The 15,690-nt window shown below is 65.2% G+C and carries 10 protein-coding genes and 1 pseudogene; 3 read left to right on the forward strand and 8 right to left on the reverse strand.

Translation table 11 applies throughout. The features are described from left to right. Nucleotides 1-150: 150 nt before the first annotated feature. Nucleotides 151-834: a TetR/AcrR family transcriptional regulator gene (locus tag CEP50_RS02345; RefSeq protein ID WP_106112220.1), complete on the forward strand. Its 684-nt coding sequence runs from the start codon at nucleotides 151-153 to the stop codon at nucleotides 832-834. 376 nt (nucleotides 835-1,210) lie between these two features. Here CEP50_RS02345 and CEP50_RS02350 read toward each other — a convergent pair whose 3' ends face one another. The 4 genes from CEP50_RS02350 to CEP50_RS20260 all read right to left on the reverse strand — a co-directional run bounded on the left by CEP50_RS02350 (nucleotide 1,211) and on the right by CEP50_RS20260 (nucleotide 4,797). Continuing rightward, nucleotides 1,211-2,494 (reverse strand): DUF2254 domain-containing protein, encoded by a 1,284-nt coding sequence (locus CEP50_RS02350; RefSeq protein WP_106112221.1) that lies wholly within the window; start codon nucleotides 2,492-2,494, stop codon nucleotides 1,211-1,213. A 237-nt stretch (nucleotides 2,495-2,731) separates the two neighbouring features. Further along, entirely contained in the window at nucleotides 2,732-3,376 is a 645-nt protein-coding gene (locus CEP50_RS02355; protein ID WP_106112222.1) for a TetR/AcrR family transcriptional regulator, read from the reverse strand. 180 nt (nucleotides 3,377-3,556) lie between these two features. Then, nucleotides 3,557-4,060, reverse strand: coding sequence for a helix-turn-helix domain-containing protein (locus CEP50_RS20255; RefSeq protein ID WP_219905271.1), 504 nt, complete (start codon nucleotides 4,058-4,060; stop codon nucleotides 3,557-3,559). A 416-nt stretch (nucleotides 4,061-4,476) separates the two neighbouring features. After that, nucleotides 4,477-4,797, reverse strand: a complete 321-nt coding sequence (locus CEP50_RS20260; protein ID WP_219905272.1) for a hypothetical protein — start codon at nucleotides 4,795-4,797, stop codon at nucleotides 4,477-4,479. Nucleotides 4,798-4,922: 125 nt separating this feature from the next. Between CEP50_RS20260 and CEP50_RS20810 the strand changes: the two are divergent. Continuing rightward, nucleotides 4,923-6,422, forward strand: a pseudogene (locus CEP50_RS20810) (flavin-containing monooxygenase). Between the two features lie 268 nt (nucleotides 6,423-6,690). Here the strand turns inward: CEP50_RS20810 and CEP50_RS02370 are convergent. Then, nucleotides 6,691-7,704: a Shedu immune nuclease family protein gene (locus CEP50_RS02370; protein WP_219905273.1), complete on the reverse strand. Its 1,014-nt coding sequence runs from the start codon at nucleotides 7,702-7,704 to the stop codon at nucleotides 6,691-6,693. Between the two features lie 703 nt (nucleotides 7,705-8,407). On the opposite strand from CEP50_RS02370, the gene CEP50_RS02375 reads away from it, so the two are divergent. After that, entirely contained in the window at nucleotides 8,408-10,297 is a 1,890-nt protein-coding gene (locus CEP50_RS02375; RefSeq protein WP_106112224.1) for an N-6 DNA methylase, read from the forward strand. A 36-nt stretch (nucleotides 10,298-10,333) separates the two neighbouring features. Here CEP50_RS02375 and CEP50_RS02380 read toward each other — a convergent pair whose 3' ends face one another. From CEP50_RS02380 to CEP50_RS02390, 3 genes are read right to left on the reverse strand one after another with little or no spacing between them, the layout of a single operon-like run. After that, entirely contained in the window at nucleotides 10,334-12,466 is a 2,133-nt protein-coding gene (locus tag CEP50_RS02380) for a UvrD-helicase domain-containing protein (RefSeq protein WP_106112225.1), read from the reverse strand. Between the two features lie 8 nt (nucleotides 12,467-12,474). Next, nucleotides 12,475-13,671: an McrC family protein gene (locus CEP50_RS02385; protein WP_106112226.1), complete on the reverse strand. Its 1,197-nt coding sequence runs from the start codon at nucleotides 13,669-13,671 to the stop codon at nucleotides 12,475-12,477. Next, nucleotides 13,668-15,485, reverse strand: coding sequence for a DUF4357 domain-containing protein (locus CEP50_RS02390; RefSeq protein ID WP_106112227.1), 1,818 nt, complete (start codon nucleotides 15,483-15,485; stop codon nucleotides 13,668-13,670). Before CEP50_RS02390 ends, CEP50_RS02385 begins: the two co-directional genes overlap by 4 nt. Nucleotides 15,486-15,690 lie beyond the last annotated feature (205 nt).

Consider the following 15,690-nt stretch of genomic DNA (forward strand, 5'->3'; position numbering starts at 1 on the left):
GTCAACGTCCCGTTGTCGGCCGTGACCGGAGCTCGCATAGTGCGGTCCGCATGACTCAGTCGTCACGGGGTTCGCGGTGTCCGGACGTGTCCTGTCCGACACCGTCGGGATTTGACGCGGTCGCCTCGGAACGAGATATTATTTGGCCATATGGACAAACCAAATGGACAGTACAGACGGTCAAGAGAACGTCCTCGTTCCGATGAGACCCGGAAACGGTTACTCGCGGCGGCGGCGGAGCTGATCGCTGAGTGCGGGTGGGGCGGCGTAACCACACGGGCGGCCGCTGAGCGGGCCGGCCTGCCTCACGGCACGGTGAACTACCACTTCCGTGGCAAACACGAGCTCCTCACGGAGGCGGCGTTGCGCACGGTCGAGCGCGTGATTCCCTTTGACCGGCTCGAAACCGCCGAAACGCTGGCAGAGCTGCTGTCGCTCATCACGGCCTGGATGCACGACGAGAGCGCGTTCGACACGGTGAGCAGCGGTGTGCTGATGGAGGCCATGCGTGAGTCCGCACGGGATCCGGAGCTGCGCCACCACCTTTCCACACTGCTGGCCGACTACCGGCGCTTGCTGGCGGGATTGGTCGGCACCGAGCAGCACCGTGGCACCGTCCCCGCAGGACCCGCGCCCTCAGCGCTGGCGACCTTGCTGCTCGCCACCTGCGACGGGCTGCTGTTGCACGCGCTGCTGGATCCTGATCTCGACGTCGTCGAAGCCACCCGAGCGCTACACACACTCCTGCACACGCAGTCGGCGGTGACCGCGGAAGAGCACGTCAACCCGCCCACCACCCACTCCCGGCCGCAGATCACCCCGGACCATGAGTGAGCACACCCGAACCAGAACGGCCCCGGAATCGACGCATGTGACGCCCACGCGGTGCGCGGCCCTGGTGCTGCTGGTCCTGCGCGTGTCCGTGTTCGCGTTGGGCATCACGATCACCCCATCGCACAGGTCGGCCTCGGGGGCCGGGTTCCCGCCACTCGGGCCGGAACAGCCGGTGGCGGGTCCGCCGCGCAGGTGGTGGCGGGGCATGTCCGCACCACCATCCTCGACACCGACCTCGCCCAGCCCGTCATGGCCGCGACGCTGGTTGCCCAACCGGTTCCTCCGCCGAGTGCCGGCCACACTGCGCGGGTCAGCCTCGCTCCGGCCGGCAAGCGGCTCCTCGCCCCGGGCTCTCCCATCCCGGTGGTCGGACCGTTCACGGGGTTTCCCGCGACGAGCCGAGTCCCTGCGGATCGCTCGTAGTGGCCGCCCGCCTGTCGGCCTCCTCGCCGAAGGCTCTGCGGGCCGCCGCCCTCACCAGCTCGAGCTGCGCCTCGACGGCGGGGGCGCGGTAACCGGGAACGGTCTCCCGCAAGCCTCGCAGCAACGCCGACAGCCGGCGGGTGACCTGTAGCGACCCCACTCCGAACTGGCGGGTCTCGTCGAGGGCCAGACTCAGGTAGTCCTCCCAAGAGGGAGTCCGCGAACGGAATCGGACCACGCCCCTCGTGTCGTGCACGACGTCGGGTCCGAGCCGGCGGTGCGCGATGATCCGCAGCAGGACTTCGATCTGGTTGAGTGCCTGCGTGGCGGTGGTGGGGTCGTTGACCCCCGGGGAAAGCGCCTTGGCGGAGATGTCGGCGAGCAGCCGGAAGGCGAAGGCGGGGTCCTGCTCCACGGACCGCTCGTCACCGACCGCGATCGAGGAGGTGAGCTCGTCCTCCTCGAGCGAACCGCCGCCGTCCCGTACCCGGAAGACCGGGTCGCCGGGGACGAGGGGGTCACCGACAGCGGGCACCAGCTCGATCATCGCGTCGGCCTCGGTCGCCAACGACACCAGCTCCTGCCGGTCCACGCTCTGAAGCACACCGGGTTCGCCACGGTAGGGGACCACGCGGGAGTCCTCCGGCAGTGGAGCGGGTTCGCGCTCCCCGGCCTCGTCGGCCACCGCCTGTTCGGGGTAGGCGCGTTCGATCACCTTGCGTGCCTCCCGGCCGAGGTCGACCAGCACCGAGGCCACGCGCAGCCCGGAGGTCGTGTTGGTGATCAGCCGCAGGAACATGAACATGCTCGCCAGCAGCAGCAACAGCGCGATCGAGATCGAGTTGTGGGGCACGAAGTCGGGGTTCTCCGCGCGGCCGACCGAGCTCAGCACCAGCAGTGAGTACAGGAAGGTCGCGATGAAGGTGCCGAGTGCCAGCTGGGTGACCGGATCCCGCAGGAACAACAGCAGCATGCGGGGTGAGAACTGGCTCGATCCGAACTGCACCGCCACCAGCAGGATGGAGAAGACGAAACCGGTGAAGGTGATCATTCCGCCCGACAGCGAGCCGAGCAGGCTGCGGGCGGCCTCCGGGTCGAAGGCGATGGCCGTCAACTCCGTGGTCCCGTCGACGACCGGGAACGCGATCCCGGCCGCGATCGCCAGTACCGCGAACACGGCGGGAACGATCCAGATCCTGTTGCGCAGCTGCTCCGCGAGGCGCATGCGTATGCGCATGCGCCACGTCCGGAGCGGGATCCTGTGCGGCGATTCTCGGTTCACCGGGCCCCGCTCCTCCTGCGTCCGTAGCGACGGGAGAACGCTCCCGAGGGAGCGTTCCGACCCCGTCAGTGTCGCCCGGAGAGGCCGTCTTCGCGCGGTGTGCTCACCCGAACGGGCGAGAGGCACTCGCGCTTCCGGCGCGACGACACCCGAGCCCGGAAAACACGGTCCCGACCCCGGTGCGGCAGCTGCTCAGTCGTGTTCCTCCGGGGTCGGCCGGGCGTACGTCTCGAGGTAGGCGTTGACGAGACGCCGGGTCTCGTCGATCGTGACGTCGTCCCCGCTGGGCGAGTAACGGAACGCGACGTCGAAGAGTCTGCGACCGGCCTCGAAGGCGAACCGCAGGACGAACGGAGGAGTGTCGGCGGGCAGGAGCCCCCGCTCGACGAGGACGTGCCGGAGCTGCTCCGCCTGGGCCTCGTCGAAGGCGCGGACCAGTTCGCTGAGTGCCTGGTGGCGTCCGGTGAACCACAGTTCGACGCAGCTCGGGTACTCGCGGAAGTAGGCGATCATCGGATCGATGACCGTGTCGATGGCCTCCCGCAGGGTGCGCGGGGCGGACTGGCTCAACGCCGTGGTGAGACGCTGCTCCACCTCGTGCAGGTGACGCCGCAGCAGTTCCGCGTCGACCTGAGTCCGGTCGGAGAAGTAGTGGTAGACGGAGGCGGTCGGTATGCCCGCGCGCTCGCCGATGGCCTTGAGGGTGGCGGCCTCGTAACCCTGCTCGCCGAGCAGGGTCTCGGCGGCGTCGAGAATGGCCCGGACGCGTTCGATCCCGCGGCGCTGTACCGGGGTTGGGCGGGCGGGAGCCTGGGGTGTTGACTGGTTCTCGAACACGATTCGGGACCGTATCAATCGCGTGTCCGGAACGCCCGTTCAGTCACGCTCCGGAAAGTCCTCCGCGTGACCGTCCGGAGCGTCTCCGTGCTCCCGGCCGACACCTCCCGCTTGAGTATCGGGGGAGGAGTCGCCCCGAGCGTCACCAGAGGACTCTGCGGTGCGCATGTCGAGATACGATCAGGGGCGGGTCAGCACTCGGGGGCCGGTCCGATGGGCGATCTCCAGGGCGTGTCTGAGCGCAAGCCGACGCTCGTGGGGATGGTAGCCGAGTAGCTCGCCCGCGCGGGTGACTCGTTGCAGCACCGTGTTGCGGTGGGTGTGTAGGCGAGGGGCCGTGCGGGGAGCGTTGTCGGCCTCGTCCAGGAACACCCGCACGGTCTCACGCAGGCGCGCCGGTCGTGTCCGCGGCGAGCGGGCCGAGAGTGGTGGGACGAACTCCGTCGCTCGTTCCCGGTCCTGCGCGGCCAGCACCGTGGCCTCCAGGTCGTGATGGAGTGCGACCCGAGCGTTCTTCGGATGTTCGGCGAGTAGCCATTGGACGGCCAGCGCCTCGGAATGGGAACGGCGGAAACCCGTGATGCCGGAACGGGTGTGTCCGACGGCGACGCGGACGTCGGGGGTGTTCGGCCGATCGCCTGGTGCCGTGCGTCGAGTTCCGGTTCGGAGTCCGACCCCAACCACGCCCAGAGCGTGGAGGCCCCGGCCGAGAACGTGAGCGGAGTCCGCGTTCCAGTGGCTTGTGCCAGAACGGTGGCGGCGGACTCCAGAGCGCCCTGGACCTCGTCGAATGTCCTTCCTAACAGCACGAGTGCGGTGTGGTGCTGGGAGAGTTCGTATCCCAGGCGTGTACCCGCCCGGCGACTGTCGATCGGGGCGCCGTCGAGGATCAACCGGACCGTTTCGGTGCGACGCGCGAGCGCGCCGCCGAGTACGTCCTACCGTTCACGCTGGGCGGTGGCGATGACGCTGTCGAGCACGTGGTCGACGTATTCGAATATCCGCTGCGAGGCGGTCTCCAACAGCCGCACGAGCATTGGGTCCGAGGGCGCCGCATGGGCGGCGTGGGCCATGAAGTGCTGCCAGGCGATGTTCTGCCCTCAGCGGTACGACTGGAAGACGACGTCGAGGTCGATCCCGCGCCGTGTGACGGTGCGGGCGACGTCGAGCGCCTCGGGAGGGATGTCCCTGGAGGACACACAGTCCTGTCGGTGGGCTAACATGGTCAGCAGGCGCGTAGCGTTGGCACGGTTGCTTGCCGACATGTCCACCGTGAGCGCCGGATCGTCACCCAGCGCCGGGGTCAGTTCGACTTCGGCGGCATCCACCCGGACGACGAGCTCGTCGAGGTCGGCCAACATCACCTCGGCCACCTTTCCCATGAGTTCGACGATCTCGGGAGAGGGGGTTTCACCGGTCACCACTCCGCAAGTGTGCCACCGCACATCGATCAGTGGGAAGAATGGGCCTACGGACATGGGTGAGGCACGGTTGCGGACCATACGGTGAAGCCATCACAGCCCCCTGCTGTGATCAGGAGGCACCAGTGACGACCAGGACCACCGTTCGGACACCGACTGCGGACTTCGACGTGCTGATCATCGGAGCCGGAATTTCGGGTATCGGTGCGGATTGTCACCTCAGAACCCGCTGTCCGGCCACCTCGTTCGCTGTGCTGGAGGCCCAGGACGAGATCGGCGGCACCTGGATCTGTTCCGCTACCCCGGCATCCGTTCTGACTCGGACATGGCCACCTTCGGTTTCGGCTCCAGAGCGTGGACACACCACAAGCCGATCGCCGAAGGACACCTCATCAGGGACTACCTGCGCCGGACCATGACCGACAACGGGCTGGACGAGTACCTCCGCCTCGGGCGCCGCGTGACGGACGCCGAGTTCTCCTCCTCACGGCAACGCTGGACCGTCACCGCCCGACGTTCCGACGACGGCGAAGAAACCGAGTTCACCGCACGGTTTCTCTTCCTGGGAACCGGCTACTACGACTACGACGAGGGGTTCATGCCCGACTTCAGCGGTGTCGAGGATTTCGAGGGCCGGGTGGTTCACCCGCAGCACTGGCCGCGGGAGCTGGACTAAGCGGGCAAACGGGTCGTCGTGATCGGCAGCGGAGCGACCGAGGTGACGCTCATTCCATCCATGGCGGACGAAACAAGCCACATCACGATGTTGCAGCGCTCCCCGAGCTACGTTCTGTCGGTCTCGGACAGGGACCCGATTGCCAACACGCTGAACAGAGTGCTCGGACCTTGGCGCGCGTATCCTCTCGTCCGGCGCAAGAACGTCATGTTCGCCGGGGGGTCTACCGGGCCTGCAGGCGTGCTCCGGCCCTGATGCGCAGGCTGCTGATCGCCCACGTAAGCAGGCATTTGCCCAGGAACTTCGACGTCGACATCCACTTCATCTCGAACTACAACCCGTGGGACCAACGGTTGTGCCTGGCGCCCAACGGTGATCTGTTCAGGGCCATCTCGTCCGGGCGGTCCTCCGTCGTCACTGACGGGATCGACCACTTCACCAGGACGGGTATCCGGCTTCGATCCGGTTGGGAACTGCCGGCGGACATCGTGGTGACCGCCACAGGGATCACCATGTCGCCTTTCGGCAAGATCCGGCTCGTCGTGACGGGCAGCGGGTACACTTGCCGGACACGATGGTCTACAAGGCGATGATGCTCTCCGGGGTACCCAACCTCGCCTACGCGATCGGCTATACGAACATTTCCTGGACGCTCAAGGTGGATTTGGTCCGCGAGCATTTCTGTCGCCTGCTCGACCACATGGACACTCACGGCTTCACCACCGTCGAACCGGTTCTGGACGATCCGGACATGGAACGCGTACCGCTCATGGATCTGAGTGCGGGCTATGTCCAGCGCGGGATCTCGAAGTTTCCCCGGGCAGGAACCAGGGGCCTGTGGACCCTGAAACACACCTACGAGGAGGACGTCGAACGGCTGCGCAAGGGGCCGGTGGAGGACGGGGTGCTGCAGTACACCACCCCCACGCCGGTGGGGGCCACCTCCTGAGAGGGGGAGCGCGACACACGAGCAGTTCGGTGCGGACACCCGCCTTCTTCCCAGTCGACACCAACCCCGGTTGTGCGGCCTTTCCCGGGCTATCGCACGGGGTAGGCACCGTTGGTGTGCTTCCGGCGTAACCGGACGCTTTCCACCACCGGTGCTGTTGTTCTCCACGTTCCGAAGGCACGGGACTGCTTCGCGGAAACCTCGGTGGGGCTCGTTCCTGCGGTGTGCTCGTCGAGGGAGCCCGCAACAGGGAGTGGACAATTCTCCGTCAGGAAGTTGATGGAGGGTTTTCCGTGGTCTCCTGACTGTGCTCGGCTGCTTTTCCCGCTGCCGACTCGACGTGCCACTCGGCGCGGGCGACGAGTTCGTCGAAAGTGACCACTTCCGGTGCCTGAAGATTGCGTCGGAACATCTCGAAGCTTCGGAACTTTTCCGGTATTGGTCTGCCGGTAGCTCCCGTCAACTCTTCCAGAGTACCTGCGATGACGAAGGACCTCGGGCGGATGGTGAAGGTTCCGGAGGGAAGTTGCTCTCCGTCTTCCGACGTGTCCGGGAGATAGTCGTCGAGGGTGTTGCGGGCCATATGGACGGTCTGCTGGGCCTGGATGACCGCTCCGGTGAGCTCTTTCGAAGGGCCCCAGCAGCCGGCACGGTACTCCTTACTGTCGAGGAGTCGCGTGCGATGGTGTTTGATCTCGGCGAATGTGAGCGAGCTGATGGTGCCTCTGGTACGCAGGAGAGCATCGGCCTTCTTGCCCACACCCTTGATGTCAAACCCTTTGACGGTCTGCTCGAGCTGTTCGGTGTCCCACGAGGTGAGGAGTTGACCACCGAGACCGATCCCAAGTATCCAGGGGTTGTCCTCCAGCAGCCTCTGCCAGGCGCGTTCCTGGCCGCCGGCTTTCTGCGCCTCGGTGTTGAACGCGTCCTCGTCATACAGCCACTCGCGCATGCGCTGCACGATATTCCGGCGATGGCGCAGTGCGATGACGTCCTCGGCATCGGCGTCGTCCTCGATCTGGGCGCGGAACCGCTTCGGATCCTGGGCATAGAGGCTGGGGATGGCTGTGGGGTCCGCGAAGAGACCCCGAAGCAGCTGGTCATCGACGTGAACCGTTTTTTCGTCTTCAATGGGTATACCGTCGAGAGCGCGAAGTGTCTCGATGAGAGCGCTCGCCTGGTTACGGTCCAGTTTCAGGATCGTCTTGAGTCTCGTGTTGTCGCCGTTCGTGGGTACCTGCTGTATCAGTAACTGGCGGACGACTCCCTCCGAACGGGCCACGTGGATTTGTAGCTGCTTTCGTTTGCCTGGTGTCGTGGAGACCACTTCACATGTCCAATCCCAGTTGCCGTCCTCATCGTTCGAGGGTTCGTCGAAGACACGGTAGATGTAACGCCCGGGGTACCCTCGATCTCTACCGAATGGTGTACGGAAGCTGCGTGATACGTACGTTCTCGTTGTCAGGCGCCTGTTCGCGTAATCGACTTCGTTCAGCTCGGCAGGAGCCTTGCTACGAGAGGGGTGCACTGTCGTGTCTCCCTTCGTTCCAGTGGAGATGCCGTGAGTGCTTGCCTTCCGGTGTGGTCAGAGACGTGTTGTTCGTGGTGTGCTCCCGAGGTCTGTTGGCGGGGACGTGATGAGTACCCACTGTCCCGGAACACGGGAGGGTGGTGGAGAACTCCGAGTGTGGGTGTTGACCTCATGGTGATGTTAACGCAGTAGACTGGATTATAATCTGTGAACATGGTAAACATAAAGTCAAGTCTCGTTGTTGCCCCATGAGGTCCGGTGGGGTGTGGGGGTTGACCCCATGGGCGAGATCTCCGAGAGGGTCCGATCTCGGGCGTGTGGAGACTGACCAGGATCTCCAGAACCGGAGTATCTACCCCAATGTGGCCCGGATGGAGTAAATATGGTATGTGTGCTTAGTTAACATGCAACTCCCCGAATGTTAGGCTAACGCCTACTTCTGTGGGAGGTGGGCATGTCAGATGAGGCGCTGGTGACCGCGGCGGAGATCGCTCGGATCGCAGACGTGGGACGGGCTGCGGTGAGCAACTGGCGACGGCGGTACCCGGACTTTCCCAAACCTGTGCTGGGGGCTGGGAACAATCCGGTGTTCTCCCTTGCTGAAGTGCGCAATTGGCTGCGGAAACAGGGCAAACTCTCGGAGTTGCCGCCACACGAGGCGTTGTGGCGCGCGCTCGATGCCGCTCGTGGTGAACGTGATGTGGTCGAATTGGTCGCCCAGGTCGCTTCCCACCTACGAGCTCCGGAGTCGGTTGAGCTGCCGGAGACGATCAGAGCCGCGTTGAAGGAAGTCGGCGACGAAGACACCGGTGAGCTGATCGAATTACTGATCTCGATGCTGTTCAATCGTCAACAGCGCCAGCATCTTGTGACCCCACCGGAACTCGCCGAACTGATGGTGCAGCTGGCTGGGGCCTCCGGAACGGTGTTCGACCCGGCTTGTGGAGCCGGAAATGTGCTGCGGGCCGCTGTGAACGCCGGTGCGACGGAGGTTGCTGGTCAGGAGATCGAGGCCTCGCTGGCTTCTCTCGCCGAATCCCGGCTAAGTGACATCACGGCTACCGTTCGGGTCGCTGACACACTGCGCTCGGACATGTTTCCGAACCTGCGTGCTGATGCGGTCGTATGTGACCCACCGTTCGGCTACCGCGACTGGGGATATGACGAACTGAAGGTGGACCCGCGTTGGACGTTCGGGATTCCGGCCAAGGGGGAGCCCGAACTCGCCTGGGCGCAGCACTGCCTGGCTCATGTGAAACCCGGCGGCACGGTCGTCCTCGCTATGCCGGCTGGCGCGGCTGCTCGTCGTTCCGGACGGCCGATCCGGCAGGAACTCGTGCGGCGTGGTGTCCTTCAGGCGGTGTTCGCCCTGCCAGCCGGCGTGTTGATGTCGACTGGCATCGCGATTCACCTCTGGGTGCTGCGCCGGCCTGACACGGAAGGTGTCGGCCCGGTGCTACTGATGGATACCGGACACCACCAACCCGCACGACGTGGTCAGGTGGATTGGTCGGTGATCGGTTCCGAGATTCTCGAGGCTTGGCGACTGTTCCAGCACGACACCGGTGTCGGAGACCTCCCCGCACGGCGGCGTGTCACCGAGCCGATCGAGCTGCTCGGCGAGGAGGTGGACTTCACCCCGGTACGGCATCTCCCCGCACCACCGCGTGAGGTCGACTTTACCAAGATGGAACGCGATCGGGCGGAACTGCGCCGCCTGTTGGACAGGATCGCGGGCGACTGGCTCGACCTCCGGGACGCCGAGCCCGTACCCCGCGCGGTCACCACGGTCGGCGAACTGGCCAAAGTCGGTGCTCTCGGACTCATTCGGCAAACCAGCCCGGTCGATGCCGACGAAAACGGTACTGGGCGGCTGGTGTTGACCGGCAACGACGTCGTCACCGGAACGGAACCGAGGCTGCGGTGTTCCGAGGATGCCGAGGCAGTGCCCCTGCGCAGTGGTGATCTCGTGGTGCCCGTGGTCGCCGCCGGTGAGGGGCACACCGTCCCACGGGTGATAGACACCGAGGAGTGGTCACTCGGAGCGAACCTGTTTTTGATTCGGGTGGACACCGAACGCTTGGACCCCTGGTTCCTCTCCGGTCAGCTCCGTGCCGGAGGACACGCGGCGAACTCCGTTACCGCTTCGGGCGTGCACCGCATCGATATTCGTCGGGCCGAGATCCCGGTCATCGGGATCGATGAGCAACGCCGTATCGGTGCGGCCTTCCGTCGCCTCACGGAGTGGGAGTCTGAGCTCAACAAAGCCGTGGAAATCAACACGCGGCTCACCCGCCAGCTCATCTCAGGTCTCGCCGATGGCACTGTGACCTTGTCGGAGTAGTGTCCAACTCCCTGGAGCTCGTGCTGTTTACCAGGATCACGCTGTTCCGCCCGGCAGGAACGGGCTTGGTGTGCCGCTCCACGAGACCGCCAGTTCCTCGCGGGCGCGCGTACAGGCGACGAAGAGCAGGCAGCGCTGTTTGAACAGGTCGTTGCGGTGCTGCTGGGCGTCGATCTCGTGCGGCGTAATGTCCCGCTCGAAGGGAAGGGCCTTCGCAGTCACTCCGATCACGGCGACACACCGAAACTCGAGCCCCTTCATCGCGTGCATCGTTGCCAACCGCACACCTTCGTCCTCGGTAGCGGGGCGGTTCTTCACCCGGACGACGGGCACACCGTCGGCCTGTAGGTGCTCCGCTGCTTTGTCGAGCAGCACGTTGAACCGTGCGCACACCGCGATCTCGTTGGTCAGCACGCCCTGATCGAGCCAGGAACGGACCTGCTTGATAAGGGCGGCGACTTCCTCACTTTCCGAGGAGTGAGTGGTCACGAGCGGGCGGCGACCGCTCAACAGCGAGCGGTAACCGATCAGGCTGTCCGAACCATCACCCCCGAGGTCGTCGACAGGTTCGTTGCCGAGAAGTTTCGCCGACCAGCTCAGGATCTCCGCCGTGCTGCGGTAGTTCAACCGTAGTCGGCTGCTGTGGCCGGTGACGTTGATGCCCAGAGAACGCAGTGAGACCCGGTTGTCGTAGATCCGCTGGTGCGGATCACCGGTGATGAACAGGTCGTCGGCTCCCATCGGCACGGCGGCGCGCAGCAGGCGCCACTGTGCCGGATGCAGGTCCTGGGCCTCGTCGACCACCACGTGGTCGAACTGCTGCTCCGCGCCGAGCACGGTGGCGGCGTGCGCGCAGATCTGCATGTGGGTGCGCTTTCCCTGAGCATCCAGCTCGGAGTGGAACGCCTCGACTCCACGCCAGAGCTGTTTGCGTTGTGCCGTCCGTAACTGTGAACCACGACCACGGCGTTTGACGGCCAGGTACTCTTCCTCAGTCCGGATGTTCTGCGCGAGAACGACGTGGCGATACTCCTGGGTCAGGAACTGCTCGGACCAGGGTAGTCCGAGTTTGCGCGACACGCGGCGCCACAGGTGCCGTTCGTCGGCGTCACCGATCGGTGACGGAGCACTTCCGGTGTGCTCCCGCACGACGCGGTGGGCGAGTGAGTCAACCGTGGTGATCTCGACACGTTCCAGCTGTGTGTCGTCCTCCAGGAGTCGCCGCAGGTTGTCCCGCAGACTCGTGGCCAGCGCGTTGGTGAACGTCGTCAGCAGAATCCGGGCTTTGGGATCGCGGGACAACAGGTGTTTGACCCGGTGCAGCGCGACAACGGTTTTGCCGGTGCCCGGTCCGCCGGTGACTTGGGCGGAACCGTTGTAGGAGTTCCGATAGGCCACGCGACGTTGTGAGCGGTGCAGGAAGACCCGCCATACGGCGAAGGGCTGGTTGAGGATCTCTTCGAGCTCCTCGGGGCCGTTCACCAGGGTGATCCGACCGCGTGTGTTGGTGATGGCCATCGACAGGCTGTCGTCGACATTGGAGTCGGCGTCGGCAGGACGACGTTCGGCGACGATCTCGCGGTAGACGTCGTCGGGCTTGAAGCCTTCGGCGAGGTACTGTAGCACTTCGAACTGGTCCTCCGGCAGGAGACCTCCGAATGCCTCCAGCTGTGTGGTGCTGGTGATGACCCGGGCGGCACGCAGTACCTGGTCGTCGATACCGAGCTGGCGCAACACCGTGTCGGAATGCTTCTCGAAGAGCAGTTCCGGGGCTTCGGCCGCTGCGGTTTCCAGCGAGGGCGTGAGCTCCTCCAGGGCGACGACGTTGCGCACCTCGAGACCGCGGGTGGCGGTGTTGACGGTGAACAGGCGTTTCGCCGCCCAGTTGTAGGCCTCGTCGTGGGAGTCCACGGCCAACAGCAGGAACATGTCACTGCCGTCGTCCGGTGCGAGCACCACGCCCCGATAGGACTGGGTGATGCGGATGGTTCGTACCCGTGGATCGCGGGCGTTCTCGACCGACTCCAGATGCAGTCCCTTGTCCGCGTAGAGTTCGGCGATGGGTAACTGCTGGAATTTCGCCATCGCCTTGCGGACACCGGCCTTGACCGGCTTTTCGAGCCGGTCGTAGGTCTCCCAGAAGCTGGAGGCGAAGGCGAGCTGGGCCATGGGTGGAATCAGCTCCTTTCGGTGAGCCGTCGAGCGAGCAGGTCGACATCGTCCAGCAGTTGAGGTGGTGGTTGGTCGAGCTCCAGAGCATGTTGGTGGATCGTGATTCCCGCGCGTCTGACGCGGTGCGTGCCGTGGGCGGAGTTCCCCTTGGCGTACACGAGATGTCCCGCGCGCAGGCCGAACGCGACACAGTAGGCCAGCATCTGATAGAGGTCCGCGTTCGGGTAGCCGGAGGGACGTTCTGCCTTGTACTTGACGTCGACGACCGCACGGGGTTCGCCGCTTGGGGCATAGTGCACGAAGTCGGGAGTCAGCGGGATCGCGTGGTTTTCGTCGAGATGGCCGTGTTCCTGCAGCACGCTGTGACCGGGTTCTTCGGCAAGGGCGTTCCGCAGCGCGACGGTGACGAAGTCTTCGAAGAGCTTCGCGGTGTCCACGAGAAAGCCGTGCACGGCGAGATGGCCCGGTCGGTGTTCGACAGAGCTGCCGCGCAGGACGAGTTCGGCCAGCCGAAGTGCATGGTGGTAGCGGGCGTTGAGCCGGCTGTGTTGCCAGTTGGGGAGTCGCTGACCACGGGGAAGCGGCGTGATCTCGGAGAAACGACGTCGCAGGTGGAGTAGGCGCAGGCGGACGTCCTCCGGGAGTTCGGTGGGGATGCGGAGCAGGGCCCGCGTCGCGCTGGCCAGTAGGCGGTTCTCTGTGATGTCGGTCGTGTGTTCGTCGTGGGTGACCTCCAGCGGTAGTGGTCTGCCGTGGTGCGCGCGGAGTTGGTCGCTGTGCCGCAGGCGGCCGCGCATGACGTGCGTGGTCTCGTCGGTCTCCCGGTAGCCGTGCATGAGGCCTTGCCGTACGGCGTGTTCGGCTCGCGCCGCGTAGAGCCGGGCCACTACGGCAAGCAGGTCCCGCTCGTCGGTGGCGGGCACGGTTTCGTCGAGCCAGATCCGGCAGCTGCGGCGGTATTCGAGCAGGAACAGCACTCGCGCGATGGGCACTTTCGGGGTGATGTGCACGACGACCGTGTCGTCGTCGGTGGTGATGCGGGCGGTGCCGATGACACCGGCGGCACGCAGCTGCCAGTAGCCGGCACGGTCGGGATGTGGGGAGGCGTCGACGATCCCGCTGTGGGCCAGGGCTCGCCCGACCGCCTCGGGCAGCGACACGGTTCGCGCCGGGGCGTTTTCGGTCAGCGACAGGTTGATCATGACGTCGTCTCGTTGCCGAGTGCGGCACACAGGGCGGCGAGACCGTAACGGTGTTCGACGTCGAGGCCCTCGCCGTAGTGGTGTTCTTCGAGGAGCGGGAGAATCTTGGTGCGCCAGGTGCGTTCCAACCCGCCTTCTCGGTAGACGCTCCTGTTCATGAGGTAGGAAGGGCCGATGCGGAACTCGGGGTCCGGGATCCGGCGGTTGAGCTCGTCGAGCAGGTCGGCCGGTTCGGATTCGCGTTCGTGCTCGGCGAGCCAGCGGCGCAGCAGACCACGTGTGGGTTCGGTGCTCGGGGAGAGTTCGACGAACGAGAACCGTCGTCGCATCGCCGCGTCGACCAGGGCGATCGATCGGTCGGCGGTGTTCATGGTGCCGATGATGAACAGGTTCGGCGGCAGCGCGAAGTCGTCCCCGGAGTAGGTCAGCCGCACCGAGCGGTTGCGGTACTCGAGCAGGAAGTACAGTTCGCCGAACACCTTGGCCAGGTTCGCACGGTTGATCTCGTCGATCACTAGGAAGTGTGGCAGGTGCCGATTGCCTTCCAGCGAGGCGTGGTCGGCGAGTTCGCGCAGCGGTCCGTCCTGCAGTCGGAAGGCCACCTCCCGGGTTCCGGGGTCTTCTCGCGGCCGGAACCCTTCGAAGAAGTCCTCATACGAGTAGGACGGGTGGAACTGTACGAGTGAAACCTGTTCGGGACCACCGCCGAAGAACTCGGCGAGTTTGAGTGCGAGATAGGTTTTGCCGGTGCCGGGCGGGCCGTGGAAGACGAGCTGCTTGTCGTCCCAGAGCAGCTCGCGGATCTCCCGCAGCCACGCCACGTCGTGCACCAGGAGGTCGTTGGCGAGCTTGTCTGTCGGCTCGGGCAGTTCGAGTTCGCGCCGCACCATCAGGGCAGCGGTGTCGGTTTCGGGGTCGCTGCCCTCGGTGTCGGCGGCGAGCTCCTCGTCGCTGCGGCCGAGTCCGTCGACGTAGGCCTTGACCGGTGTGAGGTCGACGACGTCGAGCTGGATGGACAGCTTCTGCTGCAGTTCCTCCGGCAGTTCCTCGTAGGGGAAACCGGGTTCGTTCCAGGACACCGGGCGGCGTAGGTTTGACCTGTTGCCCTCGGAACGCACTCGGTCGGTGTCCCCGGTGATCTCTCCGAGGTACAAAGCCCCTTCGGAGATCGTGCATACCCTGTCGCCCGGTTTCATCCTGGCCAGGAAGAGGTACAGCTCGTCGATCATCCGCTGGCGTTGGTTGTAGGTGAGAACACCCTCGTAGTCCTCGTCCACGATGGTGCGCAGCTCTTCTTTGCTGATGAGTTGGTCGACCTCACGTAGGTGAGTGGCGGCCAGGCTGACGAGCCCCTCCCGTAGCCAGAGTCGCTGGACGAGGTCCCACCCGAAGACGTTCGAGCCGCGCACCAGCCACGCCCGGCTGGGTCCCCAGGGAGGCAGGGCCAGAAAATCACCCAGTGGGCGTTCGTCAGTGGTTTTCCACGACGTGTAACCGCTTACCGTGCTGCCCAGAATCACCGAAGCCGCCGAGGACGGAGAACCGAAGGTGTGGTTCCGGACGAACTCGTAATAGCCGGGGTGTTCATCGGACTGCACGATCACGCCCTCCTCGATCAGGTCCTCGCGCAGGCGGTAGGACTCGTTCGGGTTCGAGGAGAACGAGGGCACGACCTTTGACCGTACCGGTGAGCCGGCGAGCACGAGGAACTGTTGACTCCCGTTGGTTCCCTTGTCCGCCAGCAACCGCCCGCTGGCCCGTGGTCCGCCGTGGGGCAGCTTGAGCTGAAAATCGGGGTAGTCTCCGTGCGCCATAGGGGAATGATATCGACGTGATCTCGGATTATGGGGTTGTTTCGTGATCGGGAAACGAGTCTCGCGCCCGCCTTTCCACCTCCTCCGATGTCCGCGTCCCGGCGGTGATCGGCAACGCCTCGGTATCAGGGTGGTCTTCCTTGTCCGACGACCTCCGGAAGCGATGCTGTCCCCGCGTGGAGGCTGGGGTGAGCTCGCCGAGCGG

The organism is Actinopolyspora mortivallis (genome assembly GCF_003001495.1).
Lineage (GTDB): Bacteria > Actinomycetota > Actinomycetes > Mycobacteriales > Pseudonocardiaceae > Actinopolyspora > Actinopolyspora mortivallis_A.

Bases quoted from the DNA above. Each gene is read 5' to 3' on its own strand.
- CEP50_RS02380 (WP_106112225.1), bottom strand. From the start codon at position 12,466: ATGGCCCAGCTCGCCTTCGCCTCCAGCTTCTGGGAGACCTACGACCGG.
- CEP50_RS02375 (WP_106112224.1), top strand. From the start codon at position 8,408: ATGTCAGATGAGGCGCTGGTGACCGCGGCGGAGATCGCTCGGATCGCA.
- CEP50_RS02350 (WP_106112221.1), bottom strand. From the start codon at position 2,494: ATGCGCATACGCATGCGCCTCGCGGAGCAGCTGCGCAACAGGATCTGG.
- CEP50_RS02385 (WP_106112226.1), bottom strand. From the start codon at position 13,671: ATGATCAACCTGTCGCTGACCGAAAACGCCCCGGCGCGAACCGTGTCG.
- CEP50_RS02390 (WP_106112227.1), bottom strand. From the start codon at position 15,485: ATGGCGCACGGAGACTACCCCGATTTTCAGCTCAAGCTGCCCCACGGC.
- CEP50_RS02345 (WP_106112220.1), top strand. From the start codon at position 151: ATGGACAAACCAAATGGACAGTACAGACGGTCAAGAGAACGTCCTCGT.